We start from the raw sequence: 24394 nt of genomic DNA, 5'->3' as shown, positions 1-24394 counted from the left end.
ATCGGACCATGAAAGATCTTCTCGGCCTCATGGGCAAGGCGAAGGAAATGCAAGCCAAGTTCCAGGCTATGCAGGACGAGATCGCCACGGTCGAAGCCGTCGGCCAGGCCGGCGGCGGCCTGGTCATTGTCACGTTGACCGGCAAGTTCGAGATGAAGTCGCTGAAGATCGACCCGTCTCTGTTCAAGGAGGATGAGGTCGAGATCCTCGAAGACCTGCTTCTGGCCGCTCACAATGACGCCAAGGCCAAGGTCGAGCAGATCATGCAGGAAAAGACCAAGGCGCTGACCGCCGGCCTGCCGATTCCGCCGGGAATGAAACTGCCGTTCTAGATGCATGTCGCCCAAGAGTGTGCGAGGGTTTCGGGGATAACGACATGCATAAAGCCAAAGACTAGTTGGCCATGGCCGAAGAGCCGTCCGAAAGGCTGATCGAGCAGCGTATCCGCAACAGGATCTACGAGATCCTGGAAATCCTGGCCGATTCTGATGCCGGCGTCGATCTCGTCGGCATCAAGGGCTATTTCAACCTGTTCGAGGATTTCGTGCATCGCCCCTCGATCGAAGCCGGTACTTCGGCGCTCTCGAAGGAAGAACGCGCCATCGTGCTGGAGATCGCGGATTTCCTGGAGGCTGCCGGAGAGGCCAACCCCGATTTCACCAGGTCCGAGTTCATCGACAGCGACTGGCCGGGAAAGATCGCGCCGGTCGCCCGCAATGCGCGAGCATTGTTCCTGAAGCGCGGGCTGTTCTCGGAGAAATTCGAAGAAATTGAGCCAGGACGGCCGGCAGCGATTTCAGCCGGGCGATAATGCATGTCGTCCAAAAGCGGTCTCGGCCTGGACAAGGGCGTGCATAAAACAAAGGCTTGAAGCCCGGATCTTGCCACGTAACTGTGCCAGTTTGGCAACAGCATCTCACTAATAACGTTTTAGCCATCATTTTGCCCGAAAGTGTCTCATTCTTGCCGCAGCCTGGGGGCGGGCATCGAAGTGAGAGGGTTACCTGTTGATTGCCACGCGATGGAAGACGCCGCTGTTGCTCGGCGTCGTCACGTCTCCCCTGTTCCTGGCCGCTTGCAGCCAGACCGCGTCACACGGCATGTCCAGCCTGACCGACGCCATCACGCCGAGTTTCCTGAGCTCCCGCGGCTACCACACGCCGAAGGACAGGGAATGCCTGGAAAGGGCGATGTTCTTCGAATCCAACCGGTCGAGCCGCGATGGCATGATCGCCGTCGGCACTGTCGTGATGAACCGGCTGCGCTCCGGCAAGCATGGCGACACCATCTGCGCGGTGGTGGGCGAGCGCGGCCAGTTCGCGCCCGGCGTCATGACCAGGCCGATGAATTCGCGTGCCATGCCCGATGTCGAGGAAGCCGCCGACGCCGTGCTCAAGGGCGAGCGCAAGGCCAAGCTCAAGAACACGATGTATTTCCACACCGCGGGCCTGCGCTTCCCCTACAAGAACATGCATTACACCATGGTCGCCGGCGGCAATGCGTTCTACGAGAAGCGCGGCCGCAACTGGCAGCCGCTGCCGGACGAGCCGACGGTCGCGGTCGCCTCGGCCGAGCAGCCAGCAGCCCTGCCCGGAGTTGCCGCGACTCGTGTTGCTTCCGCCGAGCCGGCGGCCAAGACATCCGATCGCACCGCTGCGGCCTACGTGACTGCCGCGGCGGAGCCGATGCGCTCCGGCAAGGCGGCCCAGCAGACCTACGTGACGGCATCGGCTGCGCCGGCCGCAAAGTCTGCGCGCGTCCAGGAAAAGCCGACGATGGTGGCGATGCAGGAGCCGATGGAGGAACCGGACGCCGCTCGTTTTGGCGGGACCTTGAACACGAAGGTCATTTCCTCGGTGCAGGGCGCGCCGCAGGAAGCGGCGATGGGATTCCAGTCGACGCCTGAGAACACCGATGCCATCGGCGCGATGATCGTCAGCCAGAGCCGTCCGCTCGAAACCAACTGAGGCGGGCCGCACTTGACGGCCTGCCGGTGCTGGTTGGAGACGCGGTCCGGACGCAAAACCGCTTCGCACTTTTCGCGGAATTGCTCTAGATCAGGGCAATGTCCAAGCGAATCGCGGGTCCCGAGATCGAACGCCTGATCCAGCTCCTGGCCAAAGTGCCGGGGCTCGGTCCCCGCTCGGCCAGGCGCGCCGCGCTGCATTTGATCAAGAAGAAGGAACAACTGCTGTCGCCGCTCGCCGCCGCCATGGGCGAGGCGGCCGACAAGGTGCGCATCTGCTCGACCTGCGGCAATGTCGACACGTCGGACCCCTGCATGATCTGCACCGATCCACGCCGTGACGCCGGCACGCTGATCGTCGTCGAGGACGTCTCTGATCTGTGGGCGCTGGAGCGGGCGGCGGCGATGAACGTGCGCTACCATGTGCTGGGCGGCACGCTGTCGCCGCTCGACGGTATCGGCCCCGATCAGCTCAACATCCGCTCATTGGTCGACCGCGTCGCCGGCGGCGAGGTCAAGGAGATCATCCTGGCCGTCAATGCCACGGTGGAGGGCCAGACCACAGCCCATTACCTGACCGATCAATTGTCCGGTTTCGAGGTGAAGATAACGCGGCTGGCGCATGGCGTGCCGGTCGGTGGCGAACTCGACTATCTCGACGAAGGCACCCTGGCGGCAGCGCTGCGCTCCAGGACGGCGTTTTGACGCGATTGCGGGGAAGGATGCTTGTCACGATGATCCCGCATCCTCAAAAGTTGGCGTTCCGTGGCGCCCCCCTCTGTCCTGCCGGACATCTCCCCCTCAAGGGGGGAGATCGACTGTTGTCTCTGCCTTCGCCAAACACCGCCGTTGAAAAGGAAATGGCGGCTGCGAAATTGCCAATCTCCCCCCTTGTGGGGGAGATGGCCGGCAGGCCAGAGGGGGGCGCCAAGGAACGCGGCCTCCGCAAGTTCTGCTTTGCGTTTTTCCTGGCGATACTGGCTGCACTGTTCCTCTCCATCCCCGCCTCGGCCGCCAAGATCGACGACCAGTTCCGCGCCTGGCTGTGGAACGATTTGTGGCCTGACGCCAAGGCCAAGCGCATTTCCAAGCAGACCTTCGATGCCGCTTTCGACGGCGTCAAACCCAATCTCAAGCTGCCCGATCTTGTCATGCCCGGCGAGAAGCCGAAGACGCCGCAGAAGCAGCATCAGGCCGAGTTCGGCTCGCCCGGCGCCTATTTCGCCGAGAAGACCATCCGCGCGGTCACATCGGGCGGGCGGACGCGCGAGGCGGCCAACGCCAGGACACTCGCCGCGATCGAAAAGCGCTATGGCGTGCCGGGCGAGGTCCTTTTGGCGATCTGGGGCCGCGAAACAGGGTTCGGCGCGGCGAAGATGCCTTACGACGCCTTCGAGGTGCTGGGCACCAAGGCGTTCATGTCGACGAGGAAGGACTTCTTCCGCACCGAGCTGCTGGCGGCGCTCGAGATCGTCCAGCGCGGATTGGCCCCGGTGGATGCGATGAAATCGTCCTGGGCCGGCGCGCTCGGCCAGCCGCAGTTCATGCCGACATCGTTTCTCAAGCATGCGGTGGATTTCGATGGCGACGGGCGCGTCGACATCTGGAGCTCGACGCCTGACGTGCTCGCCTCCATCGCCAACTATCTCGTCCATTATGGCTGGGTGAGGGGACGTGGCTGGGGATTCGAAGTGACCGTTCCCGAGAGCGTCTCCTGTTCGCTCGAAGGCCCCGACCAGGGCAAGACAATCTCGCAATGGGCCGCAATGGGCATCAAGCGTGTCGGCGGCAAGGCATTCCCGGCGAGCGAGCTGAAGGCCGAGGGCTTCCTGCTGATGCCGGCCGGCCGCAGCGGCCCAGCCTTCATCGCCACGCCCAATTTCTACGTGCTGAAGCAATACAACACCAGCGACCTCTATGCCCTCTTCATCGGCCATGGCGCCGACCGCATCGCCCATGGCGATGCGAATTTTTCCGGCAGCTGGGGTGCGGTCGGTGACCTCCACCGCTCCGACATCGCCGCCCTGCAGCGGGCGCTGGAGGCCAAGGGCTACGATGTCGGCAGTGCCGACGGACTGCCCGGCTTCAAGACCCGCCGCTCGATCGGCGCCTGGCAGGAAAAGAACGGCAAACCCGCCACCTGCTTCCCCGATGCCGGCCTGGTCGCTGCTCTGAAGTAACTCCCACGTCAGGGTTTTTTCTCGAATGCGGCCTCTGTTGGCCTTCGCATGCTCCGGCTCGCCCGCCTGCCACTATGATCCAGTGAGCCGACGCATAAATGCTCGTTGCCCGCCGCGAGGCCGCCGGATATGCTGTTGACCAACTGGACAAAAACCACGACGGTAAGTGGTCAAAGGGGGCCCTTGTCGGCCTGGAAAAACACCGCAACCCTGAGCCGGGAACTCAGGTCAACAAAACAGGGAACAATCACCATGATGATGGAAAAGCTTGCTCTACGATCCCGCATTCTGCTTGCGGGTGCCGCAATGTCGGCGCTGCTTCTGGCGGGAGCGCCGGCTGGCGCGGTCACGCCAGCCGACACGCTGGTCGAAGGCTTCGCCATCGATGACATCATCTCCATGGATCCGGGCGAGGCATTCGAGCTGTCGACCGCCGAGGTCACCGGCAACACCTATGACCTGCTCGTCCGGCTCGACCTCAGCGACACCTCCAAGGTCAAGGGCGACCTCGCCGAAAGCTGGACCGTCTCGGACGATGGCCTGACCTACACGTTCAAGCTCAAGCCCGGCCTGAAATTCGCCTCGGGCAACCCGATCACCGCGGCCGACGTCGCCTATTCGTTCGAACGCGCCGTCAAGCTGGACAAGAGCCCGGCCTTCATCATCGACCAGTTCGGGATCAGCGGCGACAATGTCGCCGAAAAAGCCAAGGCGGTCGACGACACCACCTTCCAGTTCATCGTCGACAAGGCCTATGCGCCGAGCTTCGTGTTGAACTGCCTGTCGGCCACCGTCGCCTCGGTCGTCGACGCCAAGCTGGTCAAGGAACATGTCGCGGCGGTCACGCCGAGCGCCGACTACAAATGGGACAATGATTTCGGCAATGCCTGGCTGAAGACCGGCTATGCCGGCTCGGGCGTCTACAAGCTGCGTGAGTGGCGCGCCAACGAGGCCGTCGTGCTCGAACGGAACGACAATTACTACGGCGAAAAGGCAAAGCTTGCCCGCGTCATCTACCGCAACATGAAGGAAAGCTCAGCACAGCGCCTGGCGCTTGAGGCCGGCGACATCGACGTCGCCCGCAATCTCGAGCCGAACGACCTCGACGCCATTGCCAAGAACGCCGACCTCACCACAACCAGTGCGCCGAAGGGAACTGTCTACTACATCAGCCTCAACCAGAAGAACCAGAACCTCGCCAAGCCCGAAGTCCGTCAGGCCTTCAAATATCTGGTCGACTATGACGCGCTGAGCTCGACCATCCTCAAGGGCATCGGTGAAATCCACCAGACTTTCCTGCCCAAGGGCGTGCTCGGAGAACTGGACAAGAACCCGTTCAAGCTCGACGTCGCCAAGGCCAAGGAACTGCTGGCCAAGGCAGGCCTGCCCGACGGCTTCAGCGTGACCATGGATGTGCGCACCGGCCAGCCGACAACCGGCATGGCGGAATCGATCCAGCAGACGCTCGGTCAGGCCGGCATCAAGCTTGAGATCATTCCCGGCGACGGCAAGCAGACGTTGACCAAGTACCGCGCCCGCAACCACGACATCTATATCGGTCAGTGGGGCCAGGACTATTTCGATCCGAACTCCAATGCCCAGACCTTTGCCTCGAACCCGGACAATTCGGATGAGGGCAAGTCCAAGACGCTGGCCTGGCGCAACGCCTGGGATATTCCGGACCTGACCAAGCAAACCGAAGCCGCTTTGCTGGAGAAGGATTCGGGCAAGCGCGCGGACATGTACAAGGATCTGCAGCAGAAGATCCTCGACACCAGTCCCTTCGTCATCATCCATCAGCAGCTGGAAGTCGCCGGGTTGCGCAAGAACCTCAAGGGTTTCGCGCTCGGCCCGAGCTTCGACACCAATTTCGTTGGGCCGGTTTCCAAGGAATAGCGCCGGCGGATGAGCGTAGCTGAAAATCAGGCGGCGGCAGGGCGCGGCAGCGCCCGTGCCGTCGCCATTTTCTCATCGATCGGCCGCTTCCTGGTGATCGCGATCACGACCTATCTCGGTCTGCTCGCGGTGACCTTTTTCATTGGCCGCGTCATCCCCATCGACCCGGTGTTGGCCGTGCTCGGCGACCGGGCGCCGGCCAATGTCGTGGAACGCACGCGCCGCGAGATGGGCCTCGACCTGCCGCTGGTCGAGCAGTTCTATATTTATGTCAAAAATGCCCTCAATGGTGATTTCGGCACCTCGGTGCTGACCACCAATCCGGTCATGACCGACATCCGCCGCGCCCTTCCGGCAACGACGGAACTGGCGACGTTGGGGACACTGATCGGCGCGCTGTTCGGCGTGCCGCTGGGTGTGCTGGCTGCCGTCAGGCGCGGCAGCCTCATCGACCAGGTCGTCCGCGTCATCGGCCTGATCGGCTATTCCGTGCCGATCTTCTGGCTTGGCCTGCTCGGGCTCGTCCTGTTCTACGCCAAGCTGCAATGGGTGGCTTTCCCGGCGCGGCTCGACGTCGTCTACGAATACACCTTCACGCCGATCACTGGCTTCTACCTTCTCGATTCGGCGATGCAGGGGCAGTGGGATGTCTTCTGGGACGCGTTCCGCCACATCATCCTGCCGGCCTCGCTGCTCGGCTATTTCTCGCTCGCCTATATCAGCCGCATGACGCGCTCCTTCATGCTCAACGAACTCACCCAGGAATACATCGTTGCCGCGCGCGCCAAGGGCCTATCGGAAACCCGCATCATCTGGGCTCATGCATTGCGCAATGCCGCCGTGCCGATGGTGACCGTGATCGCGCTCTCCTATGCCGGGCTGCTGGAAGGTTCGGTGTTGACCGAGACGGTCTTCTCCTGGCCTGGCATCGGCCTCTACATCACCAATTCGCTGCAGAATGCCGACATGAACGCGGTGCTCGGCGGCACCATCGTCATCGGCTCGGTGTTCATAGCCATCAATCTTCTGTCCGACCTGCTTTACCGCGTGCTCGACCCGAGGACCAAGGTAAGATGAGCAGAGGAATCCCACTTTCAGGCTCGGCTGCGGCCCACCCGGGCCCTTCGGGCCACCTTTCCTCTCCCCCGTCGAACGGGGCAGAGTTGGTCTGCGAAGCAGACCGGAGTGGGGGTCGACAGCGCCAAGAGGCATCGTCATGACCGCCTCCGACGCCGCCCCCCTCTCCCGCCGCGACTGGCTGCTCAGCGAGCGGCCGGCCTCGCGCATGCAGGCGAGGCTCGGCCGCGCCTATGTCGCGTGGCGGCGTTTCTCCGCCAATCGGCTGGCCTTTCTCGGCCTGCTCATCATCATCACGCTGCTGGTCATTGCCGCCCTTGCCGGGGTGCTGGCGCCTTATTCGCCGACTTTCGGCGATCTGAAGAATGCGCGCCTGCTGGCGCCAAGCGCCGAGCACTGGTTCGGCACCGACGATCTCGGCCGCGATATCCTCTCGCGCATTCTCTACGGCTCGCGCTGGACGCTCTATGTCGTTATCCTGGTCGCCATCATCGCCGCCCCCATCGGCCTCGTGGTCGGCACCGTCGCCGGCTATGCCGGCGGCTGGACCGATGCCATACTGATGCGCATCACCGACATCTTCCTCGCTTTCCCCAAGCTGATCCTGGCGCTGGCCTTTGTCGCGGCCCTCGGCCCCGGCATCGAGAACGCGGTGCTCGCCATCGCCATCACCTCCTGGCCGCCCTATGCCCGCATCGCGCGTGCCGAAACGCTGACCGTGCGCAATTCCGATTACATCAAGGCGGTGGAACTGATGGGGGCCTCGCCCTTCCGCATCGTGCTGCGCCACATCATGCCGCTCTGCATCTCCTCGCTGATCATCCGCGTGACGCTCGACATGGCCGGCATCATCCTCACCGCCGCCGGCCTCGGCTTCCTCGGGCTCGGCGCGCAGCCGCCGCTGCCCGAATGGGGCACGATGATCGCTTCGGGCCGCCGTTTCGTGCTCGACCAATGGTGGGTGGCCGGCGCGCCTGGCTTCGCCATCCTGATCGTCAGCCTCGGCTTCAACCTGCTTGGCGACGGCCTGCGCGACGCGCTCGACCCCCGGAGCGGCGACCAATGAACGCTGACAGCAAGACGCTGCTCGAAGTCGACGATCTGCGCGTCACCTTCCCGACGCGCACCGGGCTGATCGAGGCCGTGCGCGGCGTCTCTTTCTCGCTCGGCCGCGAAAGGCTGGGCATTGTCGGCGAGAGCGGCTCGGGCAAGTCGCAGACCGGCCGTGCCATCATGGGGCTGACGCCGCCACAGGCGCGGATATCAGCCAATAAATTGGCCTTCGACGGCATCGACCTGCTCGGCGTCTCGGCGCGCGAGCGCCGCGCGCTGCGGGGCAATCGCATCGCCATGATCCTGCAGGATCCGAAATATTCGCTCGACCCGGTGATGAGCATCGGCCGCCAGATCGTCGAGACGCTGCGCACGCATGAGAAGGTCTCCAAGGCCGAGGCGCGGGAGCGCGCGCTGGCCATGCTGGAAGCCGTGCAGATCCGCGACCCCCGGCGTGTCTTCGACCTGCATCCGCACGAGGTCTCCGGCGGCATGGGCCAGCGCGCCATGATCGCCATGATGCTGATCGCCGGGCCGGAAATGATGATCGCAGACGAGCCGACCTCGGCGCTCGACGTCACCGTGCAACTCGACGTGCTCGGCATTCTCGACCGGCTGGTCGGCGAGCGCGGCATGGGGCTGATCTTCATCTCGCACGATCTGCGCCTGGTCTCGTCCTTTTGCGACCGCGTCATCGTCATGTATGCCGGCAAGGTGGTGGAGCAGCTCAAGGCCTCCGAACTCGGTCGCGCCCAGCATCCCTACACGCGCGGCCTGCTCAACTGCATGCCCAAGATCGGCGCCGATCGTCACCCGTTGCCGGTGCTCGACCGTAAGCCGGAGTGGGCGGCATGACATCAGCAATCGCCGTCGACGGGCTGGAGGTCATCTTCGACCGCTTTCGCGCACTGAAGGGTGTCAGCCTGGACGTGCAGCCGGGCGAATCCTTCGGCCTGGTCGGTGAATCCGGCTCCGGCAAATCGACGCTGCTCAGGGCGATCGCCGGCCTTGCGCCGGTCGCTTCGGGCAGCATCGTGGTCAACGGCAAGAAGCTCGGCGCGCGCCGCGACAAGGCCTTTTACCGCGAAGTGCAGATGGTGTTCCAGGATCCGTACGGTTCGCTGCACCCGCGCCAGACCATCGACCGCCTGCTGCAGGAGCCGCTCGCCATCCATGGTTTTGGCGACGGGGAAAAGCGCATCCAGCGGGCGCTCGACGAGGTCGGTCTCGGCAACGGCTTCCGCTTCCGCTACTCGCATCAATTGTCGGGCGGCCAGCGCCAGCGCGTGGCGATCGCGCGCGCGCTCATCCTCGAACCGTCGGTCCTGCTGCTCGACGAGCCGACCTCGGCGCTCGATGCCTCCGTGCAGGCCGAGGTGCTCAACCTGCTCGAGGAGGTCCGCCGGCGGCGCAAGCTCACCTTCCTGATGGTCAGCCACGACCTCGCCATCATCACCCATATGTGCGAGCGCCTGATGGTGATGCAAAGCGGCGAGGCGGTGGAGAATTTGACGGCGGATGACCTGGTCGAACGCCGCGTGACGAAGGATTACACGCGCAATCTCTTGCGGGCCAGCGACGGGTTTGTGAGAGCTATTTGAATTCGCTTGTCTTGCGAACCGATCGTCTTAGGGGACGTCATGAAGGAATGGCAGTTTGCAGATCCTCCTAACGTCGGGGTGTTTTTGGACAGGGGCATAGTAACCCGGGGCGACTGGATCGCATATGTCTCGCATGACGATGACGACGGCAGTTGGCAATTCCACAACAGCGAAACCGGACCTGTTGAAGAAGGCGACATAATGATCGTGAGCCTGCAAAGCGTTTTGCAGCGGGATGAAAGCATCCAAATCTTGGCCGACTTGCCGGAAGGCTGGCATGCCTGGCGCAGCTCAAAATCGTCACCTTGGCAGCGGGCAAAATCGCGTCCCACACCCACCAACGACAACGAATGACTCGGCAATGTCTCAGGTCTGAGCTTGCACCGGTTCGCCGGTCTCCAGAGCGGGCGGCTCATCCCGACGCTTCGGCTCCTTGATCCTGAACCACGTCACATAAAGCGCCGGCAGGAACAGCAGCGTGATCGCAGTACCCGCGATGATGCCACCCATCATCGCGTAGGCCATAGGTCCCCAGAACACTTCGCGCGCAATCGGGATCAGCGCCAGGCTGGCGGCGGCGGCCGTCAGGGCGATCGGCCGCATGCGGTGTTCCGTCGCTTCGATGACGGCGGCCCAGCGGTCCTTGCCCTCTGCGACAAGGTCCTCGATCTGCACGATCAGGATGACCGAGTTGCGGATCAGGATGCCGATCAGCGCCAGGACGCCGAGAATGGCGACGAAGCCGAGCGGCGCGCCGCTCGGCACCAGGGCCGCCACCACGCCGATCAGCCCGAGCGGCGCCACCGCAACGACCAGGAACAGGCGCTGGAAGCTCTGCAGCTGGACCATCAGGATGGTTGCCATCACAAACAGCATCAGCGGCACGACGGCCGCGATCGGCCCCTGGCTCTTGGCGCTTTCCTCAACGGAGCCGGCGGTCTCGATCGAATAGCCCGGCGGCAGCTTGGCGATGAAGGCATCGACCGAAGGCTTCAATTCGTTGACCACCGTTGCCGGTAGAACGTCGCCGACCAGGCCGGCCCGCACCGTGATGGTCGGGATGCGGTCGCGTCGCCACACCGTCGGCTGTTCGAGCTCGTAGCGGAAGTTGGCCACCGCCGCGAGCGGGATGGCCTCGCCGGTGCTGGTCGGCAGTTGCATGTTCTGCAACGTCTCGATCGAACCGCGTTCGGCCTCGCGCGAGCGCGCCACCACATTGATCAGATAGGTGGCATCGCGCACTTGCGTGATGGTGGCGCCGCCGACGGTGCTGTTGAGCGCGCTGGCGATGTCGGAGGAGGTGATGCCGAGCTGCCGCGCCTTGTCCTGCAGCACGTCGACCCTGAGCACGCGCTGCGGCTCGTTCCAGTCGAAGGTCGGCGCGGCGAGCTTGGGATTGGCCGAGATGACGCCGGCGAATTGCTGCGCCAGCGCGCGCACCGTCTGGATGTCGGGCCCGCCGACGCGGTACTGCACGGGGCGGCCGACAGGCGGCCCGAGTTCGAGCAGCTTGACGAAGGCGTCGGTGCCGACGAATTCCTCGCGCAGCAGCTTTTCCAGCGCCGGCTTCACCCGGTTGCGAGCCTCGATGCTTTTGGTGACGATCACCGTCTGGCCGAAATAGGGATTGGCCGGTTGCACGTCATAGGCGAGCACGAAGCGCACCGCGCCCTGGCCGATATAGGACGAGAAATGGTCGATGTCGGGATTGCCGACCAGCGCCCGCTGCTCGAACCGCTCCATCTGCTCGCGCGTGTCGGCGATCGAGGAATTCTGCGGCAGATTCCAGTCGACGATCAGCTCCGGCCGGTCCGATGGCGGGAAGAACTGCTGCTGCACCAGGCCGAAGCCGGCGATCGAGGCGGCAAACAACAGCACCGTGGCGATGATGGTCAGCCAGTGATGGCGCACCGAGCCGACAAGGGCACGCCGGAACAGCGAGGTGAAGCGGCCCGGCTGGTCGTGATGCTTCGTCTTCATCGCCGCCGGCAGGATGGTGACGCCGAGCAGCGGCGCGAACAGCACCGCCACGATCCACGACACCAGCAGCGACACGGCGATGACGACGAACAGGGTGAAGGTGTATTCGCCGGCGGCGCTGTTGTTGAGGCCGATCGGAATGAAGCCCGCGACGGTCACCAGCGTGCCGGTTAGCATCGGGAAGGCGGTCGATGTGTAGACATAGGTCGCCGCCTTGCGCAGGCTATCACCAACCTCCAGCCGCGCCACCATCATCTCGACCGCGATCATCGCGTCGTCGACCAGAAGCCCGAGCGCGATGATCAGCGCACCGAGCGAGATGCGCTGCAGCGAGATGCCGAGATAGGACATGACCGTGAAGGTGATGGCCAGCACCAGCGGGATCGACAGCGCCACGACGAAGCCGGCGCGCATGCCGAGACTGATGAAGGACACGGCCAGCACGATGGCCACCGCCTCGAACAAGGCGCGCGTAAAGCCCGAGACCGCTTCCTCGACGATGACCGGCTGGTCGGCGACCAGATGCACGCCGACGCCGACCGGCAGGTCTGCCAGCACCTTGTTCATCGCCTCATGCAGCGCCTCGCCGAATTTGAGCAGATTGGCGTTGGGCTTCATGCCGATGGCAAGCCCGATCGCGTCCTGGCCGTTGAAGCGGAACAGTGCCGTTGGCGGATCGGCATAGCCGCGCGTGATCGTCGCCACGTCGCTCAGCCGGAAGAAGCGGTCGTTGACGCGAAGATTGATCGCGCGAAGGCTGTCTTCGGAGGTGAACTGGCCGCCGACCCGCACGCTGATGCGTTCCGGGCCGGACTGGATGACGCCGGACGGCGTGATCGCGTTCTGCGCTTGCAGGCTTGCCACGATCGCCTGTTGGTTGAGGCCGAGGGCCGCGATCTGGCGGGTCGAGAATTCGAGGTAGATCGCCTCGTCCTGGGCACCGACCAGGTCCACCTTGCCGGCATTCGGCACGGTCAGGATTTTTGTCCTGACATCCTCGACATAGTCGCGCAGCTGGCGCGGCGTCAGCCCGTCCGACGTGAAGGCATAGATGTTGCCGTAGACGTCGCCGAAACGGTCGTTGAAGAACGGCCCCTGGACGCCTTGCGGGAACTGCGCCTTGATATCGTTGACCATGTTGCGCACCTGAATCCAGTTCGGCACGACATCGCGCGCCTTGGTAGTGTCCTTCAGGTTGACGAAGATGACGGTCTGGCCGGCTGTGGTGACGGATTTGGTGTAGTCGAGGCTGTCGAGTTCCTCGAGCTTCTTCTCGATGCGGTCGGTCACCTGCTGCACCGTCTCCTTGACCGAAGCGCCGGGCCAATTGGCCTGGATGATCATGGTCTTGATGGTGAAGGCGGGGTCTTCCTCGCGGCCGAGGTTGAGGTAGGAGAAGATGCCGGCCGCAACGAAGACCAGCATGAAATACCAGACCATCGAGCGGTGGTTGAGCGCCCAGTCGGAGAGGTTGAAGCCCTTCATGAGGCCCCTCCCGCGGGCAGTTTGACCTTCTGGCCTTCGGTCAGGCTGTGGACGCCGGCGGTGACGACGCGCATTCCCGCTTCCAGTCCCTGAGCCACCGTGAAGGTTCCGCCGTTCCTGGAGGCAACCTTGATCTCGCGCGTGCTCACGCTCGATGTCTGCGCATCGACGATCCACACCCTGTCGGAGCCGTTCCTCTGGAAGAGCGCCGACAGCGGCAGTTCGATCGTCGGCTCCACCGTGGTCATGCGCGTTGCGGTCACGGTCGAGCCGAGCCGGAAGGCCTGCGGCGGATCGGTAAGCGTCAGCCGCACGCGCCGCGTGCGCGTCGAGCCCTCGGCCTGCGGCGCGATCTCGCGCAGCTTGGCCTCGGTCCGGATCGTCGGCAGCGATTGCAGGATGACCTGGAACGGCGTGCCGGCCGTGAGATCGCCGGTCAACTGGTCTGGAATATCGACCACCGCTTCGCGCGGGTCCGAGCGCGCCACGGTGACGACCGTCTGGCCGGGGGAGACCGTCTGGCCGACCTCGGCGCCGACAGCCGTGACGACGCCGTCGAAATCCGAGAACAGCCTGGCATAGCCGAGCTGCTCCTGCGATTTGGCCAGCGAGGCCTTGGCCCGCTCGACACTGGCCTCGGCCGCCTTCCTCGCCTGCTGCGCGGCATCGAACACGGCTTGCGTGGTGTTGGCGGTGGCAAGCAATTGGCGCTGGCGCTCCTCGCTGGCGGCGGCGTTGGCAAACTGTGCCTCGGCATTGGAGAGCTCGGCCTTGGCCGCCTGGACGGACAGCTCCAAGGCGGTCGGGTCCAGTGCCGCGATCGTCGTGCCCTTGCTGACGATGTCGCCGACATTGACGTCGCGGGACACGACCCGGCCGAGCAGGCGAAAGGCGAGATCGGCGCTGACCTGCGGCTCGACCGATCCGGCGAAGCCGAAGACCTGCGTGGTGCGCGGCTCGACCACCACCGACAGCACCGGCCGGATGATCTCCGGCGGCTTCTCCTCCGATTTCGAGCAGGCGGCGAGCGCGCCAAGCGCTATCACGCCAAGCAGGAGGCGCGGCAGCCGGCTCATTGGCCCGCTCCCGATATCTCGATTTTCTGACCCGCACTGAGCAGCTGTCCGCCCGCGGTGACGACGCTTTGGCCCTCCTCCAATCCCCTGGCGATGACGACGGTGCCGGAATTGAAAGCCAGCACCTCGACCGGTGCCATCGTCACCGTACCGGTCGAGGGATCGACGATCCAGACCGCCGGCTTGCCGGCGCTGGACGTCAATGCCTGCCAGGGCAGCAGGATCGCCTTGGCCGGTTTGGCGCCGACCGAGCCGATGACGGCCGCGCCCAGCGGCATGCCGGCGGGCGTATCGGCAATGCCGACCTTGACCCGGATCGAGCCCGACGCCGGATCGACCGCCGGGGAGATTTCGCGCACCTTGCCCGTTGCCCTGATCTGCGGGTCGGACAGAAGCGTAATCGTCACCGCCGGCGAGGTCGGCGTCCTGGCGACCAACGTCTCCTGGACGTTGAACACCGCGTCGCGGTCGCCGTCCTCGGCGACGGTGAAGACGGTCTGCGCAGCCTGCACCACCTGGCCGGTTTCGACTTGGCGGGCGGTGATGACGCCCGCGGCGCCAGCCTTGAGTTCGGTGAAGGACAGGTTCTGCTTGGCATTGGCGAGCGCGCTCTGCGCCGCGTCGAGGCTGCCTTGCGCCACCTTCAATGCCTGATCGGCGGCGTCATAGTCGCGCCTGGTGGTGTAACCCTGGGCAAGCAGCGTCTTTTGCCGCTCGAAGGCGGCGGCGGACTGGGTCAACTGCGCTTGCGCCGCGTCGAGATCGGCCTGCGCCGAGCGCAAATCGGATTCCTGCTCCTGCGGGTCGATGCGGGCAAGCACCGCGCCCTTGTCGACATGCTGGCCGACATCGGCAAGCCGTTCGGCGACGCGGCCGCCGACCCGGAACGACAGATTATTCAGCGTACGCGCCGCGATCACCCCGGTCAGCGCGGTTCTCGGCGCATAGTCGGCCATCGCCACGGTCTCGGTGCGCACCATGATCGGCAGCTTTTTCTCGGCCGCTTCCTGTTTCTGGCAGCCGGCCAAAAGCAGGACGGCCGTGCAAGTGAAAAGCGCTACGCCGATGGAAAAAGTCGAAAAATTGGAAGGTTTGACCGATGGCGGCGAGACGGACGATGTCGCGTTCCTGCTCATGGGCTCCCTCAGCCGCAGGCCGCTCGCCGATCGCGATGCCTCGCGGATCCCGGCACGATAGTCGATCTCCCGAAAAAGGAAACCGGACTCGTACCCGTGTCAGGCATCCGACTCGGGTTTGCAAAGGCCTGACGACGGCCAGTCCCGGCCGGGCAGCTTTTCGTGATAGGAATTTTTTCCTTGACGAGGTGAAGGCAACTATGATAGATATTTGGATATGGTGCTGAGTTGCGCCAGGGACCCGCCGCACAGGCGGGTTTTTCCGTTCAATGATCCTCAACAGCGCGCCGCGAAGGCTCCGAACCCGTTAACGCAGTCCGTTGGCCTGGTTACGGATATCGCCGGCTGGTCAGGCGCGCTACCTCAGGCCCAATCGCCTGCCGGCGGTGCCGACTTGAGGAAAGCATGAAATAAGCCCAGAAGACATCTGATCAAGCAGAACGGGCGCCGGCCCTATGAGGGACATCATGAAGAACTCAGCCATTTCCGAACGCAAGAGCCAGTCGATCTCGCGCGGTGTCGGTATGACCACGCAGATTTACGCCGACCGGGCCGAGAACTCGGAGATCTGGGATGTCGAGGGCCGCCGCTACATCGATTTCTCCTCCGGCATCGCCGTCGTCAACACCGGCCATCGCCACCCCAAGGTCATCGAGGCGGTCAAGGCGCAGCTCGACCGCTTCACCCACACCTGCCACCAGGTGGTGCCCTATGAGAGCTATGTACGGCTGGCCGAGCGGCTGAACGGCATGCTTCCGGGCAAGTTCGAGAAGAAGACGATCTTCGTCACCACCGGCGCGGAGGCGGTCGAGAACGTCATCAAGATCGCCCGCAATGCCACCGGCCGCCAGGCCGTCATCGCCTTTGCCGGCGGCTTCCATGGCCGCACCTTCATGGGCATGGCGCTGACCGGCAAGGTCGTGCCCTACAAGGTCGGCTTCGGCGCCATGCCGGCCGACGTTTTCCACGCTCCTTTCCCGGTGCCGCTGCACGGCGTGTCGGTGGCCGATTCGCTTGCAGCGCTCGATCGCCTGTTCAAGGCCGACGTCGATCCGGCCAGGGTCGCGGCCATCATCGTCGAGCCGGTGCAGGGCGAGGGCGGCTTCTACGAAGCGCCGCGCGATTTCATGACCGCGCTGCGCAAGATCTGCGATCAGCACGGCATCCTGCTCATTGCCGACGAGGTGCAGACCGGCTTTGCCCGCACCGGCAAGATGTTTGCCATGGAGCATCATGAGGTGACCGCCGACATCACCACCATGGCCAAGGGCCTGGCCGGCGGCTTTCCGCTGGCGGCGGTCACCGGCCGCGCCGAGATCATGGATGCGCCTGGCCCCGGCGGGCTGGGCGGAACTTATGGCGGCAGCCCGATCGGCGTTGCCGCCGCGCACGCGGTGCTTGACGTGATCGAGGAAGAGAAGCTGTGCGACCGCGCCAACTCGCTCGGCGCCAGGCTGAAGCAGCGTCTGGGCTCGATCCGCGACGACGTCCCCGAAATCGTCGACATCCGTGGCCCCGGTTTCATGAACGCGGTCGAGTTCAACGACGTCAGGAAGGGCTTGCCATCGGCGGAGATGGCCAATGCGGTCAGGCTGAAGGCGCTCGACAAGGGGCTGATCCTGCTCACCTGCGGCGTTCACGGCAACGTCATCCGCTTCCTGGCGCCGCTCACCATCCAGGACGGCATCATGAACGAGGCGCTCGACATTCTGGAAAGCTCGATCCGCGAGGTTCGCGCTGCCTGAAAGGGCGGCGCCCATTTCTCCTGACGGCTTACACCGGACCCGGTGAACGTGCCGTCAGGAGCTCGGATTCTGTAACCAGGCTGGAATGTCCATCTTGGCGTGCAGCACCCGCCAAACATCGATATGGTCGGTCTGTTCAAGATAAAAAATCAGGTATGGATAGCGCCTGACTTGCACGCTACGCAGACCAGGCAATCCAATTTCGTAGCCATATCTCAGAGAGCCCGATGCCGGATGGCTGGCTAGCAGTTTGTAGGCGTTTTGAAGCTCCTCGATGTAGCCCAATGCCGCGCGCGAACCAGCTTCTCGCGTATAGTAATCGACAGCATCCTCGACATCCCGCAGGGCTAGTTTTCGAGGAATGATCGCCTTTATGGGCACTTACTCTATTGGCCCTGCGCCCGTTTCCGCAGCGCGGCGAAATAGTCGTCGTCAACCGGAGCGCCCGGGGCGGACGATGCGCCCTCAAGGAGCAAGCCGCGCAGAAGCTGACGATCCTGATCGCGGCGGATCAATTCACGCACATACTCGCTGCTCGTGCCATAGCCGCGATCGGTCACTTGCTGATCGACAAAATGCTTCAAGCTTTCCGGCAGGGAGATGTTCATGGTGCTCATTCAGGCATTTTATAGCCTATGGCAAAAATTGGCAATCTTAGGCACTGGCCTCGGCTGACTCTTTGTTCTGGAACGCGGCCAGCGCCGCTTTCAGTCCGTCCGGCCCCGCAGCCACCGTCTGCGGCGCCGGCGAGAAGCCGGCGCTCAGCATCTTGCGGCCGAGCATGTGGTCGCCGGGGCGGTTGACCGATTCGATGCCGAGCAGCCTGTCTGCGGCATAGTGGTAGATCGAGAACTTGTTGTCGGCGAGATCGCCCAGCACGACATGGCTGTCGCCGCCGGATGTCAGGCCGACCATCTGCAGCTTCATGTCGCCGATGTCGGACCAGAACCAGGGCACGGCCGAATAGGCGTCGGCATGGCCCGTTATGGTGCGCGCGGCAAGCCGCGCCTGGTCGGTGGCGTTCTGTACCGATTCCAGCCGCACGTCGCCGCCGGTGAACCAATGCCGATAGGAGGCGGCGTCGCCGATGGCGAGGATTTCCGGCACCGAGCTACGCATCTGGTTGTCGACGCGAATGCCGTTGGCGATGGTGAGGCCGGCTTCCGCGGCCAGTTCGACATTGGGCACGGCGCCGATGCCGACGACGACCATGCGCGCCGGCAGCCTTTCGCCTGACGAGGTGATCGCGGCCGTGACATGGCCGTTTTCGCCTTCGAGCCTTGCGATCGTGGTGCCGGTGAGAATGTGCACGCCGGTCGCTTCCAGCCGTTGGCGGACATGGCCCGCCACGATCGGCGCCACGGCGCGGCCAAGCAGCCGGTCGACCGCTTCCACGACCGTTACGGTGCGGCCGGCCGCGCGCAGCGTCGCCGCGATCTCCAGCCCGATGAAGCCGCCGCCGAGGATGACGACGTCTTCGCTCCGTGCGCTCAAGTCCCGGATCAGCCGCGCATCGGAAAGCGAGCGCAGCGACACTACACCGGACAGATCCGCGCCCGGCAGCGGCAGCAGGCGCGGGCGCGAGCCGGTGGCGAGGATCAGATGATCGAAGGCAAGTTCGCCGCCGCCTGATATCTCCAAACGGCGACGTCCGGCATCGATGCGGTCGATCCGAACGCCCGGCCGGTAGTCGACGGCGCTGCCGGTGTAAAATGCCTCGCCACGCAAGGGTTGCGGCTTGGCCTCGGCATCCTTGATGAAGGTCTTCGACAGCGGCGGCTTGTGATAGGGCAGCTCGTTCTCGTCGCCGACGAGGATCACCGGCCCGTCATAGCCGTCCTCGCGCAGGCTTGCCGCCGCCTGCACGCCCGCATGTCCCGCACCGACAATGACCACGCCGTTCTTCATCGCATTCCGTTCCCGAACTTGATTTTAGGATGTCTCGCCACGTGGCAATTGTCTGGCGCCGCCGCAAGGGGGCATTTGCGGGTCGCACCCGGAACGGCGGCTGTCAATCGGACAGTTCGGCGATGAAGTCGGCACACGGGGCAGGCGGCTAAAGTTGACTATCGCAGTTTAGAATAATTCTAAACTGTTGTTTCGATTGAGTTTTCCTGTCGATTTTCGTTGACTTCCATCTGTCCTGAAGCTTTATGGGGCCTCGCGCATCGGCGCATCCCTTTGATGTCTGGGCCTTGAACCCTTTCGATTGGAGGCATTTTGGTGTCTTTCTTCTTCGACCCGCGCGACAGCGCGGCATGCCCCGCGAATGACGGCCTGCACATGGCCTGGCGCCGGTTGTCGCGCGCGCCGTTCACAAAATTCCCGAAAAACTGGAGAGTGATAATGACGGCACGACATGGCAGCAGGCTTGCGGCGATCGGTGCCACGGCCCTGCTGACGGCGGCGGTGTTCGTGCTGCCGGCCAAGGCCGAGAGCGATCCCAAGGCGGTCATCAAGACCTATGCCGACATCGCGCTTGCCAAATACGAGGATTCGCTGACCACCGCGCAGGCGCTCGACAAGGCGGTCGATACCTTGTTGGCCAAGCCTTCGGCCGAGACGTTCAATGCCGCCCGCGAGGCCTGGAAGGCATCGCGCGTTCCTTACCAGCAGACCGAGGTCTACCGCTTCGGCAACAAGATCGTCGACGACTGGGAAGGCAAGGTGAATTCCTGGCCGCTGGACGAAGGCCTGATCGATTATGTCGCCAAGAGCTACGGCACAGAATCCGACGCGAATTCGCTCTACACGGCCAATGTGATCGCCAACAAGGAGATCGAGATCAACGGCAAGAAGGTGGACGCCTCGAAGCTTTCGCCGGAATTCCTCTCCGGCACGCTGCAGGAGGCCGGCGGCGTGGAGGCCAATGTCGCCACCGGCTACCATGCCATCGAGTTCCTGCTCTGGGGCCAGGATCTGCACGGCACCGGACCGGGCGCCGGCGAGCGCCCCTACACCGACTATGATCTCAAGAACTGCACCGGCGGCAATTGCGACCGCCGCGCGGAATATCTGAAGTCAGCCAGCACCCTTTTGGTGTCCGACCTCCAGGAGATGGTCGGCGACTGGAAGGAAGGCGGCGCTGCGCGCAAGAATCTGGCGGACGGCGAGCCGAACGCCGCCATTTCGGCCATCTTTACCGGCATGGGCTCGCTCTCCTACGGCGAACTCGCCGGCGAGCGCATGAAACTCGGCCTGCTGCTGCACGATCCGGAAGAGGAGCATGACTGCTTCTCCGACAACACCTACAATTCCCATCTCTATGACGCCGTCGGCATCCGCGCCGCCTATCACGCCAGCTACACCAGGCTGGACGGCACCGTTATTTCAGGGCCGTCGGTGGCGGACATGGTCAAGGCGGCTGATCCGGCCATCGACAAGGAACTGTCTGACAAGCTCGATGTCACCGTCGCCAAGATGGAGGCGATCAAGGCCCGCGCCGAAGGCGGCGAGGCTTACGACCAGCAGATCGCCGAAGGCAACACCGAGGGCAACGCCACGGTGCAGGCGGCAATCGACGCACTGGTCGACCAGACCAAATCGGTCGAACGCGCCGTCGGCGCGCTGAAGCTCAACGCCATAGCCTTTGAGGGTTCAGACAGCCTTGATGCGCCGGACAAGGTGTTCCAGTAAGCGTCGAAGCCTGGAAGCCCGGGCCGAAGTCACAAAGGGCTTCGGCGCGGGGAAGATAGAGTCAAGCCACACGGCGCGGAAGGCGCCGTCAGCCATCCGAGCAAGTTTATGCTGATCTGCCATTGCAACATCATCACCGAGAAGGAGATTGAGCAGACGATCGTCGGGCTGCTGGACCAGGATCCCTGGCAGCTCATCGTGCCGGCAAAAGTCTATCACGCCATGCACAAGCGCGGTCGCTGTTGCGGCTGCTTCCCAAATGTGGTCGAAACGATCATTCGGGTCACCGAGAACTACCACGCCCGCTCGCAGGCGAGCGGCGTGGACATCGTTTCACATCTGGATCGCGTCAGAGGCCTGCGCGTCCAATACGGGAGCAGAACCCATGAAAGGCGAACCACAGATCATCGAGCGGCTTAACGAGGCTCTGTTCCTGGAGCTTGGTGCCGTCAATCAGTATTGGGTCCATTTCCGTCTGCTGGAGGACTGGGGATACGCCAAGCTCGCCAAGAAGGAACGCGCCGAATCGATCGAGGAGATGCACCATGCCGACAAGCTCGTGGCCCGGATCATCTTCCTGGAAGGGCACCCCAATCTGCAGTCCGTGGCGCCGCTGCGTATCGGACAGAACGTGAAGGAAGTGCTCGAATCCGACCTTGCCGGCGAGTATGACGCTCGCACCGCCTACAAGCGCTCGCGCGAGGTCTGCAACGAAGCCGGCGACTATGTCAGCATGAAACTGTTCGAGGAACTCTTGGCCGACGAGGAGGGGCACATCGACTTCCTCGAGACGCAGCTCGATCTGCTTGCCTCGATCGGCGAGGAAAAATACGGCCAGCTCAATGCCGCATCGGCGGACGAGGCGGAGTAAGGGCATGCGGGAATGCGGCGCACCCTAGCATTGCTGCGCCGCTGGCGGCGGGCCGAAGGCCTGTCGTCAAACAGAAAACCGGGAAGCGTCGTGCTTTCCGGTTCGGCCGCCATCATTCTTTTGACCTTCGCCACGGGCGGGTCCGGCTCGCAGCAGCCCGCCAATTTCGCCGCCACGCGCACCGACCTCAGCCCGAAGGATCAGGCGCGCGTCACAGCCGTTACCAGGCCGACCAAGGACTTCTCGAAACCCGAGCAGTTCGAATTGATGCAAGGCGGCGCCGGCACATCCAGGAAGGACGTCAACCGCGATTCCTTCTCGCAATCGTCGGCCAACATCACCTTCGAGGAAGAAGGCACCTTCAAGCTGGGCAACGCCCTGTTCCGCAAGAATTGGGTGTCGTCGCCGTCCTCGACGCAGGCCTCCGACGGGCTCGGACCGCTGTTCAACGAACGCGCCTGCCAGAACTGTCATCTGAAGGACGGCCGCGGCCGCCCGCCGCAAGGCGCGGCTGGCACCACGTCGATGTTCCTGCGGCTGGCGCGCGAGGCGAGCACCGAGGAGGAGAAGGCTCGGCTTGCCGACCACAGGCTGCTTAACATCCCCGATCCGGTCTACGGTTCGCAGCTGCAGGACCTGGCCGTCCCCGGCCTGCGCGGCGAGGGCCGGATGCGCGTCGACTACAGCGAGGAAAAGGTCGGGCTCGGCGACGGCGCCGTGGTTTCGCTGCGCAAGCCCGCTTACGCGGTCGATGATCTGGCCTACGGCCTGCTCGATCCGCGCACCACGCTGTCGCCGCGCCTGACGCCGCCGATGATCGGGCTCGGCCTGATCGAGCAGATCGCGCCCGCTGATATAATCGCCCATGCCGATCCGAACGACCGGGACGGCGACGGCATTTCCGGCAGGCCGAACATCGTGCGCGACGGCATGAGCGGCGCGCTCACCCTTGGTCGTTTCGGCTGGAAGGCGCAGACCGCGTCAATCCGCCAGCAGGCCGCGGATGCCTTTGCCGGCGACATCGGCATCTCGACGCCGGAGGAGCCCAAACACTGGGGCGACTGCACCGCCGCCGAGAAGGATTGCCTTGCCATGCCGGACGGCGTGCAGGAGCGGCTCGGTCCGGCCGAGGCGCCGGCGCCGGTCATGGACCTCGTCACCTTCTATTCGCAGAACCTGGCCGTGCCGGCGCGCCGCGACCTCGGCGCCCCGGATGTGCTCGCCGGAAAGAAACTCTTCTACGAGATCGGCTGCGTTTCCTGCCACGCGCCGAAATTCGTAACCCGCCGCGACGCGCCCAACAAGGCGCAGGCCTTCCAGCTTATCTGGCCCTATTCCGACTTCCTGCTGCACGACATGGGCCCCGGCCTTGCCGACGGCCAGGCGGTGGGCGAGGCGACGGGCAACGAATGGCGCACGCCGCCGCTATGGGGCATAGGCCTCACCGAAACGGTCAACGGCAACAATTTTTATCTGCACGATGGCCGCGCCCGCAGCCTGGTCGAGGCGATTCTTTGGCATGGCGGCGAGGGCCAGAAATCGCGCGACCGCTTCGCCGCCGCCGGCGCCGCCGACCGCGAGGCATTGCTCAAATTCCTGGAGTCCCTGTGATGTTGAAGCGTCCCGCGCTGGTAATCCTTCTTCCTCTGGCCCTGCTGGGCGTCAGCCCCGCATCGGCGGCGGTGAAGGCCACCGACGTCATCCAGCGGGCAATCGACGGCTTTGTCCGGCCGGCCTATGCCAGTCTGCACGACCGCGCGGCGGGCTTGAACAAGGCGATGCACGCGCTTTGCGAAAAACCCTCAAAGGGCGATCTCGATGCGGCACGCGCCGAATTCTCGCGCACGGTGGATGCCTGGTCGTCGGCCGAGATCATCGGGTTCGGCCCGATCAAGGAAAACAACCGGCTGGAGCGAATGCTGTTTTGGCCGGATCGCAAAAGCATCGGCCTGAAACAGGTGCAGGCCGCGTTGGCCGCCCAAGACCCGAGCGCCACCGATCCGGCACAGCTTTCCGGCAAGAGCGTCGCCATGCAGGGGCTCGGCGCCTTGGAATTCGTGCTCTACGGTGACGGCGCCGATGCGCTTGCCGGCAAGAACGATCCCTATCGCTGCGCCTATGGTGCGGCGGTTGCCGACAACATCGAAACCATGGCCGGCGATGTCGCCGACGCCTGGAACAGGCCGGACGGCTTTGCGGCGCTCTGGGCCAATCCGGGGCCGCAGAATCCGCTCTATCGCGACGGCACAGAAGCGGCGACGGAACTGGTCGGCATCTTCATCAACGAGCTGGACATGGTTCGCGACGTGCGCCTGAAAGGCTTCCTGGGCGGCAAGCCGGAGGCGGACAAGCCGAAACAGGCGATCTACTGGCGTTCGCAAAACACCACCAATTCGCTGGCTGGAAACCTTGCCGGCATCGACGGGCTGTTCGAGGCCTCGAAGCTCGGCGATGCGCTGCCGCCCGATGCGCGCTGGATGGCGGAATCGATCCACATCCAGCTGCTCAACGGCGTCGCCGCCGCGAAGTCGGTGCAGGGGCCGATCGACAAGGCGCTCGCCGACCCGGCGCTGCGCGAAAAGCTCGAGCATTTCGCGCTGATCACCTCCAGCCTGTCGACCCTGTTCGGCACAAGGCTGACCGCCGAATTCGGCCTGACCGCCGGGTTTTCCTCGCTGGATGGGGACTGAGC

At 64.1% G+C, this 24394-nt stretch carries 24 protein-coding genes; 18 read left to right on the top strand and 6 right to left on the bottom strand.

The window, feature by feature from the left end:
• Positions 1 to 8: 8 nt before the first annotated feature.
• The 11 genes from FJ972_RS00305 (at position 9) to FJ972_RS00255 (ending at position 10127) form a co-directional block, all read left to right on the top strand.
• The gene (locus tag FJ972_RS00305; protein WP_140496865.1) at positions 9 to 332 is read left to right on the top strand and encodes a YbaB/EbfC family nucleoid-associated protein; all 324 of its coding nucleotides are present in this window, start codon (positions 9 to 11) and stop codon (positions 330 to 332) included.
• Between the two features lie 71 nt (positions 333 to 403).
• Entirely contained in the window at positions 404 to 811 is a 408-nt protein-coding gene (locus FJ972_RS00300) for a hypothetical protein (protein WP_140496863.1), read from the top strand.
• A 196-nt stretch (positions 812 to 1007) separates the two neighbouring features.
• Positions 1008 to 1967 (top strand): cell wall hydrolase, encoded by a 960-nt coding sequence (locus tag FJ972_RS00295; RefSeq protein ID WP_140523817.1) that lies wholly within the window; start codon positions 1008 to 1010, stop codon positions 1965 to 1967.
• Positions 1968 to 2065: 98 nt separating this feature from the next.
• The gene (gene recR / locus FJ972_RS00290) at positions 2066 to 2671 is read left to right on the top strand and encodes a recombination mediator RecR (protein WP_140513120.1); all 606 of its coding nucleotides are present in this window, start codon (positions 2066 to 2068) and stop codon (positions 2669 to 2671) included.
• 197 nt (positions 2672 to 2868) lie between these two features.
• Positions 2869 to 4146, top strand: coding sequence for a lytic murein transglycosylase (locus FJ972_RS00285; protein ID WP_140523820.1), 1278 nt, complete (start codon positions 2869 to 2871; stop codon positions 4144 to 4146).
• Between the two features lie 252 nt (positions 4147 to 4398).
• Positions 4399 to 6042: an ABC transporter substrate-binding protein gene (locus tag FJ972_RS00280; RefSeq protein ID WP_140496855.1), complete on the top strand. Its 1644-nt coding sequence runs from the start codon at positions 4399 to 4401 to the stop codon at positions 6040 to 6042.
• 9 nt (positions 6043 to 6051) lie between these two features.
• The gene (locus FJ972_RS00275; protein ID WP_140496853.1) at positions 6052 to 7119 is read left to right on the top strand and encodes an ABC transporter permease; all 1068 of its coding nucleotides are present in this window, start codon (positions 6052 to 6054) and stop codon (positions 7117 to 7119) included.
• A 139-nt stretch (positions 7120 to 7258) separates the two neighbouring features.
• Positions 7259 to 8185 carry a nickel transporter permease gene (gene nikC / locus FJ972_RS00270; protein ID WP_140523823.1) on the top strand — a complete coding sequence of 309 codons (927 nt, stop codon included), beginning with the start codon at positions 7259 to 7261 and terminating at the stop codon, positions 8183 to 8185.
• Complete coding sequence (locus FJ972_RS00265) at positions 8182 to 9027, top strand: ABC transporter ATP-binding protein (protein WP_140523825.1); 846 nt, start codon at positions 8182 to 8184, stop codon at positions 9025 to 9027. Before nikC ends, FJ972_RS00265 begins: the two co-directional genes overlap by 4 nt.
• Entirely contained in the window at positions 9024 to 9773 is a 750-nt protein-coding gene (locus FJ972_RS00260; RefSeq protein WP_140523828.1) for an ABC transporter ATP-binding protein, read from the top strand. Before FJ972_RS00265 ends, FJ972_RS00260 begins: the two co-directional genes overlap by 4 nt.
• Positions 9774 to 9812: 39 nt before the next feature.
• Positions 9813 to 10127, top strand: a complete 315-nt coding sequence (locus FJ972_RS00255) for a hypothetical protein (protein WP_140523831.1) — start codon at positions 9813 to 9815, stop codon at positions 10125 to 10127.
• A 12-nt stretch (positions 10128 to 10139) separates the two neighbouring features.
• On the opposite strand, the gene FJ972_RS00250 is transcribed toward FJ972_RS00255, so the two are convergent.
• Genes FJ972_RS00250 through FJ972_RS00240 form a run of 3 tightly spaced genes read right to left on the bottom strand, consistent with a single transcriptional unit; the run spans position 10140 to position 15294 of the window.
• Positions 10140 to 13238, bottom strand: a complete 3099-nt coding sequence (locus FJ972_RS00250) for an efflux RND transporter permease subunit (RefSeq protein ID WP_140523834.1) — start codon at positions 13236 to 13238, stop codon at positions 10140 to 10142.
• Positions 13235 to 14314 carry an efflux RND transporter periplasmic adaptor subunit gene (locus tag FJ972_RS00245; protein ID WP_140523837.1) on the bottom strand — a complete coding sequence of 360 codons (1080 nt, stop codon included), beginning with the start codon at positions 14312 to 14314 and terminating at the stop codon, positions 13235 to 13237. The genes FJ972_RS00250 and FJ972_RS00245 overlap by 4 nt, the downstream gene beginning before the upstream one ends.
• Complete coding sequence (locus tag FJ972_RS00240; RefSeq protein WP_224655873.1) at positions 14311 to 15294, bottom strand: efflux RND transporter periplasmic adaptor subunit; 984 nt, start codon at positions 15292 to 15294, stop codon at positions 14311 to 14313. The genes FJ972_RS00245 and FJ972_RS00240 overlap by 4 nt, the downstream gene beginning before the upstream one ends.
• Here FJ972_RS00240 and FJ972_RS00235 point away from each other — a divergent pair.
• Both FJ972_RS00235 and FJ972_RS00230 read left to right on the top strand, forming a co-directional pair.
• Positions 15293 to 15511 (top strand): hypothetical protein, encoded by a 219-nt coding sequence (locus FJ972_RS00235; protein ID WP_224618226.1) that lies wholly within the window; start codon positions 15293 to 15295, stop codon positions 15509 to 15511. The genes FJ972_RS00240 and FJ972_RS00235 overlap by 2 nt on opposite strands.
• 406 nt (positions 15512 to 15917) lie before the next feature.
• Positions 15918 to 17195, top strand: coding sequence for a 4-aminobutyrate--2-oxoglutarate transaminase (locus tag FJ972_RS00230; RefSeq protein ID WP_140523842.1), 1278 nt, complete (start codon positions 15918 to 15920; stop codon positions 17193 to 17195).
• A gap of 54 nt (positions 17196 to 17249) precedes the next feature.
• Here the strand turns inward: FJ972_RS00230 and FJ972_RS00225 are convergent, their stop codons facing one another.
• Genes FJ972_RS00225 through FJ972_RS00215 form a run of 3 tightly spaced genes read right to left on the bottom strand, consistent with a single transcriptional unit; the run spans position 17250 to position 19103 of the window.
• The gene (locus FJ972_RS00225; protein ID WP_181167355.1) at positions 17250 to 17570 is read right to left on the bottom strand and encodes a type II toxin-antitoxin system RelE/ParE family toxin; all 321 of its coding nucleotides are present in this window, start codon (positions 17568 to 17570) and stop codon (positions 17250 to 17252) included.
• Between the two features lie 11 nt (positions 17571 to 17581).
• Positions 17582 to 17812, bottom strand: coding sequence for a type II toxin-antitoxin system ParD family antitoxin (locus FJ972_RS00220; RefSeq protein WP_140496834.1), 231 nt, complete (start codon positions 17810 to 17812; stop codon positions 17582 to 17584).
• A 37-nt stretch (positions 17813 to 17849) separates the two neighbouring features.
• Entirely contained in the window at positions 17850 to 19103 is a 1254-nt protein-coding gene (locus FJ972_RS00215) for an NAD(P)/FAD-dependent oxidoreductase (protein WP_140523845.1), read from the bottom strand.
• A 438-nt stretch (positions 19104 to 19541) separates the two neighbouring features.
• On the opposite strand from FJ972_RS00215, the gene FJ972_RS00210 reads away from it, so the two are divergent.
• The 5 genes from FJ972_RS00210 (at position 19542) to FJ972_RS00190 (ending at position 24392) form a co-directional block, all read left to right on the top strand.
• On the top strand, positions 19542 to 20831 hold the full coding sequence (locus FJ972_RS00210) for an imelysin family protein (protein ID WP_140523847.1): 1290 nt from the start codon (positions 19542 to 19544) through the stop codon (positions 20829 to 20831).
• Positions 20832 to 20939: 108 nt separating this feature from the next.
• Entirely contained in the window at positions 20940 to 21251 is a 312-nt protein-coding gene (locus FJ972_RS00205) for a (2Fe-2S)-binding protein (RefSeq protein WP_140523850.1), read from the top strand.
• Positions 21217 to 21702 carry a bacterioferritin gene (bfr, locus tag FJ972_RS00200; RefSeq protein ID WP_140496826.1) on the top strand — a complete coding sequence of 162 codons (486 nt, stop codon included), beginning with the start codon at positions 21217 to 21219 and terminating at the stop codon, positions 21700 to 21702. Before FJ972_RS00205 ends, bfr begins: the two co-directional genes overlap by 35 nt.
• Before the next feature lie 12 nt (positions 21703 to 21714).
• On the top strand, positions 21715 to 23313 hold the full coding sequence (locus FJ972_RS00195) for a di-heme oxidoredictase family protein (protein ID WP_140523853.1): 1599 nt from the start codon (positions 21715 to 21717) through the stop codon (positions 23311 to 23313).
• Positions 23313 to 24392: an imelysin family protein gene (locus tag FJ972_RS00190; protein WP_140523856.1), complete on the top strand. Its 1080-nt coding sequence runs from the start codon at positions 23313 to 23315 to the stop codon at positions 24390 to 24392. The genes FJ972_RS00195 and FJ972_RS00190 overlap by 1 nt, the downstream gene beginning before the upstream one ends.
• Positions 24393 to 24394: the final 2 nt, after the last annotated feature.

The sequence above is a fragment of the Mesorhizobium sp. B2-1-1 genome (assembly GCF_006442975.2).
In the GTDB taxonomy this organism is placed as follows: Bacteria; Pseudomonadota; Alphaproteobacteria; order Rhizobiales; family Rhizobiaceae; genus Mesorhizobium.
Note: the sequence above shows the minus strand (reverse complement) of the source record. Positions and strands in the feature narration are given on the sequence as shown.

Excerpts from the sequence above, each read along its gene's own strand:
- FJ972_RS00305 (WP_140496865.1), top strand. The coding sequence starts at position 9 with ATGAAAGATCTTCTCGGCCTCATGGGCAAGGCGAAGGAAATGCAAGCC.
- FJ972_RS00300 (WP_140496863.1), top strand. The coding sequence starts at position 404 with ATGGCCGAAGAGCCGTCCGAAAGGCTGATCGAGCAGCGTATCCGCAAC.
- recR (WP_140513120.1), top strand. The coding sequence starts at position 2,066 with ATGTCCAAGCGAATCGCGGGTCCCGAGATCGAACGCCTGATCCAGCTC.
- FJ972_RS00285 (WP_140523820.1), top strand. The coding sequence starts at position 2,869 with ATGGCCGGCAGGCCAGAGGGGGGCGCCAAGGAACGCGGCCTCCGCAAG.
- FJ972_RS00280 (WP_140496855.1), top strand. The coding sequence starts at position 4,399 with ATGATGATGGAAAAGCTTGCTCTACGATCCCGCATTCTGCTTGCGGGT.
- FJ972_RS00275 (WP_140496853.1), top strand. The coding sequence starts at position 6,052 with ATGAGCGTAGCTGAAAATCAGGCGGCGGCAGGGCGCGGCAGCGCCCGT.
- nikC (WP_140523823.1), top strand. The coding sequence starts at position 7,259 with ATGACCGCCTCCGACGCCGCCCCCCTCTCCCGCCGCGACTGGCTGCTC.
- FJ972_RS00265 (WP_140523825.1), top strand. The coding sequence starts at position 8,182 with ATGAACGCTGACAGCAAGACGCTGCTCGAAGTCGACGATCTGCGCGTC.
- FJ972_RS00260 (WP_140523828.1), top strand. The coding sequence starts at position 9,024 with ATGACATCAGCAATCGCCGTCGACGGGCTGGAGGTCATCTTCGACCGC.
- FJ972_RS00255 (WP_140523831.1), top strand. The coding sequence starts at position 9,813 with ATGAAGGAATGGCAGTTTGCAGATCCTCCTAACGTCGGGGTGTTTTTG.
- FJ972_RS00250 (WP_140523834.1), bottom strand. The coding sequence starts at position 13,238 with ATGAAGGGCTTCAACCTCTCCGACTGGGCGCTCAACCACCGCTCGATG.
- FJ972_RS00245 (WP_140523837.1), bottom strand. The coding sequence starts at position 14,314 with ATGAGCCGGCTGCCGCGCCTCCTGCTTGGCGTGATAGCGCTTGGCGCG.
- FJ972_RS00235 (WP_224618226.1), top strand. The coding sequence starts at position 15,293 with ATGATCGGCAGCTTTTTCTCGGCCGCTTCCTGTTTCTGGCAGCCGGCC.
- FJ972_RS00240 (WP_224655873.1), bottom strand. The coding sequence starts at position 15,294 with ATGGTGCGCACCGAGACCGTGGCGATGGCCGACTATGCGCCGAGAACC.
- FJ972_RS00230 (WP_140523842.1), top strand. The coding sequence starts at position 15,918 with ATGAAGAACTCAGCCATTTCCGAACGCAAGAGCCAGTCGATCTCGCGC.
- FJ972_RS00220 (WP_140496834.1), bottom strand. The coding sequence starts at position 17,812 with ATGAGCACCATGAACATCTCCCTGCCGGAAAGCTTGAAGCATTTTGTC.
- FJ972_RS00215 (WP_140523845.1), bottom strand. The coding sequence starts at position 19,103 with ATGAAGAACGGCGTGGTCATTGTCGGTGCGGGACATGCGGGCGTGCAG.
- FJ972_RS00210 (WP_140523847.1), top strand. The coding sequence starts at position 19,542 with ATGACGGCACGACATGGCAGCAGGCTTGCGGCGATCGGTGCCACGGCC.
- FJ972_RS00205 (WP_140523850.1), top strand. The coding sequence starts at position 20,940 with ATGCTGATCTGCCATTGCAACATCATCACCGAGAAGGAGATTGAGCAG.
- bfr (WP_140496826.1), top strand. The coding sequence starts at position 21,217 with ATGAAAGGCGAACCACAGATCATCGAGCGGCTTAACGAGGCTCTGTTC.
- FJ972_RS00195 (WP_140523853.1), top strand. The coding sequence starts at position 21,715 with ATGCGGCGCACCCTAGCATTGCTGCGCCGCTGGCGGCGGGCCGAAGGC.
- FJ972_RS00190 (WP_140523856.1), top strand. The coding sequence starts at position 23,313 with ATGTTGAAGCGTCCCGCGCTGGTAATCCTTCTTCCTCTGGCCCTGCTG.